General features: G+C 62.8%; 1 protein-coding gene. It reads right to left on the reverse strand.

Going from position 1 to position 1,611, the window contains the following annotated elements:
* The coding region (locus tag ACOADB_RS01165; protein WP_378596092.1) for an ATP-dependent nuclease at positions 1–1,320 on the reverse strand (1,320 nt) is incomplete at its 3' end.
* Positions 1,321–1,611 lie beyond the last annotated feature (291 nt).

The following is a 1,611-nucleotide window of genomic DNA, read 5'->3' on the forward strand; positions in this document are numbered from 1 at the left end:
CACGGCCACGTCGTCATCCGCCATGCCCGTCGCAGCCAGTGCCCGAGGCAGGACAATCTGCTCGCTGTCGCCCTCGCCGAGGATGACGAGGCGAGCGAAGTACAACTCCGGGTACGCACGAACGGCCTCGCGGACGTATTTCGCGGCGTCGTTGGCATCGTCGGGCATCAGTACGGTCCGGACCTGAGTCGCGCGGTCGTTACCCAGACGAAGGAATCGGATGTCGTCCGGATCGACTCGGTGAAGGAGTGCGGGCGCGTGAGTCGCGACGAGCGCCTGGACGTCGTCGTCGGCGCAAACCGTCCGGAGCTGGCGAAGTATCCTGCCCAGGTGCTGAGGTGCCAGGCTGTTCTCGGGCTCTTCAAGCGCCAAGATCACGTGCACCGGTGGTCGCAACTTGTCGGGGTCGAACGAGGTCTCGGCGCCGCTGAGCACCTTCCGAGCTATGCCTCGCCAGGCCAGTACGAGCGTGATGTAGAGCAGGGACTTTTGACCATCGCTCAGCCGGTCGAAGTCAACGGTTCCGCCTCCGGGACCTGGCGCAAAAGTCATCGTCAACTGTCGGAGAACACCATCGAGTTCGCCACGGCCGAACGCGATCGTCGGGTCCTTGAAGAAGCTGCCCTTGTGAAGTGTCGCCCACGCGTTCTGTACCTCCGCTCCAATTCCAGCGACGGCAGAGTTAGCGACCATGGACGCAGAGAGTTCGTCCGCTAGGCGAACCATCTCGACCCGTTCGTCAGTCCAGTCGGCGGCGCGCAACATTCTTGCTAGCAGTGACGCGGCTGTGAAAGCGACGTGGTCGACCGGGTCGCGTCGCGCAGGAAGGTAGTGCACCTCGATCGCGGCCCGATCGTGCCGCGACATCTCCGAGAGTTGAGTTGGCTGGCCGCCTTCGTCGGTCTGCGTGACGTACTCGATCTTCTCGTCGATGTAGCCATCGATCTCGAGTGTGGCAGTGAGACGGACTCGGATACGCGGAACACCGCCTGTGGTCTCCAATGCCATGTGCGTGAAGAACGGCGGAATCGAGGGGTAGTCGCCCTTTTCGTCGGCGGTCTCCTCGAACTCAATGTCGGCTTCCAGCCACAACTCGTTGTCGACATCTTCGGGAGCGGTCCCGAATGGGATATGGAAGTCCGAGGGCTGAACCCGGCGCATCGACGGGACCGGGCTGAAGAGGCGAGCCAAGGCTTGCAGGACTGCGGTTTTTCCAGAACCGTTAGGACCGAGCACGAACGTGAGTCTGCTTAGTTCAATGTCCGTTGGCGTCGGTCCGAACGACTGGAAGTTCTTTAGACGCATGTGACATAGCTTCATTGCTCGTCCTAGTTTCCGTTAGCTGAAAGCTGGTGCGCTCGCTCGGTGGCGGCGTTGCTTGACGTTAGTAGGCGAGTCCGTCGCTTCGGCAGCATTCTGGGCAATGCGAGGCGCCCAATCTGGGCGGAATGCCGCGCTCGATCCTGCGGCGAAGGTTGCCACGTTGCCCTCCGTCGGGGGCTACCCAGCCGAGGATTCGGCGCTGATCCCCAGCGCCACCTCGAGCTCCTCCAGTGCCTCGCCGGAGTAGACGGCGATCCGCTGCAGGTGGGGGAGGTTGTCGCGGCAGCC

The organism is Nocardioides sp. CPCC 206348 (assembly GCF_048654705.1).
GTDB lineage: Bacteria > Actinomycetota > Actinomycetes > Propionibacteriales > Nocardioidaceae > Nocardioides.